Annotated in this window: 1 protein-coding gene and 2 pseudogenes; 2 read left to right on the top strand and 1 reads right to left on the bottom strand. The window is 70.0% G+C overall.

All coding sequences use genetic code 11. From position 1 onward, the window contains the following. Positions 1–362, bottom strand: a pseudogene (locus ACFY3V_RS39660) (phospholipid carrier-dependent glycosyltransferase); the annotation flags it as partial. Positions 363–458: 96 nt separating this feature from the next. Between ACFY3V_RS39660 and rsmI the strand changes: the two are divergent. Together rsmI and ACFY3V_RS39650 are read left to right on the top strand one after the other, a co-directional pair. Next, on the top strand, positions 459–1,313 hold the full coding sequence (rsmI, locus tag ACFY3V_RS39655; protein WP_350950451.1) for a 16S rRNA (cytidine(1402)-2'-O)-methyltransferase: 855 nt from the start codon (positions 459–461) through the stop codon (positions 1,311–1,313). Between the two features lie 54 nt (positions 1,314–1,367). Beyond that, positions 1,368–1,645: pseudogene (locus tag ACFY3V_RS39650) on the top strand (phospholipid carrier-dependent glycosyltransferase); the annotation flags it as partial.

Below are 1,645 nucleotides of genomic sequence, written 5' to 3'. Positions count from 1 at the left end.
ACCACGTAGGAGGCGCACTTGTCGATCTCGTTGGGCGCGCAGTCCTGCCAGATCGCGGTGCTGCCGTCCATCAGGATCTTGTCGGCGTCCTTGACGACGTTGTGCTCGGCACCGAAGTTGATCAGTGCCCAGGCGTCCTTGGCGTAGTACGTCTCGTCGAACATGATCGCGCGCGGGTGGCCGAGGTTCGTGAAGCGCAGGATGCCCCCGAACACCGCGACCAGCAGCGGGCCCAGCCAGCCCCACAGGGCGCCGCCGGGCATCGGCGGCACCAGCCGGTCGCGCACCGAGCCCTCGTGCCCGCCGGACGGCTGGGGCTCGGGCTGCTCTGACGCCTGGTTGGTGAAGTCGGTCACGGCCACTCCGACATCGTACGGTCCCCCCACCCCCTCCAGCCCAGAGAAAACCTGTCAGATGTCTAATTCGAGAGCTTCTTCCCAGGCTGGGGGCGATCAGGAATGCGGGAGGATGAAACGGTGAATGAAAACGGCAGGCTTGTGCTGGCAGGGGCTCCGATCGGGCAGGCGGGCGACGCCTCGCCCCGGCTGCGGCTCGCGCTGGAGAGTGCCGACGTGGTCGCGGCGGAGGACACCAGGAGGCTGCGCCGCCTCGCGGGGGAGCTGGGCGCGGAGATCGGCGGCCGGGTCGTCTCCTACTACGACGCCAACGAGGCCGGACGTGCCGCCGAGCTCCTCCAGGCCCTCCAGGACGGCAAGACCGTGCTGATCATCACCGACGCGGGCATGCCCGGCGTCTCCGACCCCGGTTACCGCCTCACCCACCTCGCGGTCGAGGCGGGGGTCACGGTCACCTCGCTGCCGGGTCCGTCCGCGGTGACCACGGCGCTCGCCGTCTCCGGCCTGCCCAGCGACCGCTTCTGCTTCGAGGGCTTCCCGCCGCGCAAGTCCGGTGAGCGCTCCCGCAGGCTCTCGGCCCTGGCGGAGGAGGAGCGCACGATGGTCTTCTTCGAGGCGCCGCACCGGCTGCACGCCGCGCTCGCGGCGATGGCGGAGGCGTTCGGCGCCGACCGCCGGGCGGCGGTCTGCCGGGAGCTCACCAAGACGTACGAGGAGGTGCGGCGCGGGGGTCTCGGGGAGCTGGCCGAGTGGGCGGCCGGGGGCGTCAGGGGGGAGATCACGGTCGTCGTCGCGGGATACGCCGGGCAGGCCCTGCCGCCGGTGATCGAGGACCTGGTCGGTGAGGTGGCGCGCAGGGAGGAGTCGGGGGTGTCGAGGAAGCAGGCGATCGTGGACGTGGCGAAGGCGGCGGGCATCCCAAAACGCGATCTTTATGATGCTGTCCATCGAGGCTGATTTATCACCATAATTGCCCGAATGGGATTGATACGGGATCGCCTCTTACCCCCCATGCGGGGAAGCGTGCTCTGGGGGTGGCTGGGACCGTCGCTGGTCGCGGCGTTCGGAGGGATCCTGCGCCTCGTCGATCTGGGCAGGCCGCGCGCGGTCGTGTTCGACGAGACGTACTACGCCAAGGACGCCTGGGCGCTGATCCACCACGGGGTGGAGCGAGCCTCGCTCGGCACCGTGGAGGACCCGGTCGCCGACCGCATGATCATCGCGGGGAAGACGGACTTCCTGGTCAAGTGCACACCGCCGGAGGCCGACCCCTGTCCCCTCTACGTGGC

Origin of the sequence: Streptosporangium sp. NPDC000095 (genome assembly GCF_042899335.1) — a bacterium.
GTDB lineage: Bacteria > Actinomycetota > Actinomycetes > Streptosporangiales > Streptosporangiaceae > Streptosporangium.
The sequence above is the reverse complement of the archived record's forward strand: the minus strand, read 5'-3'. Positions and strand labels throughout refer to the sequence as shown.

Excerpts from the sequence above, each read along its gene's own strand:
- rsmI (WP_350950451.1), top strand. The coding sequence starts at position 459 with ATGCGGGAGGATGAAACGGTGAATGAAAACGGCAGGCTTGTGCTGGCA.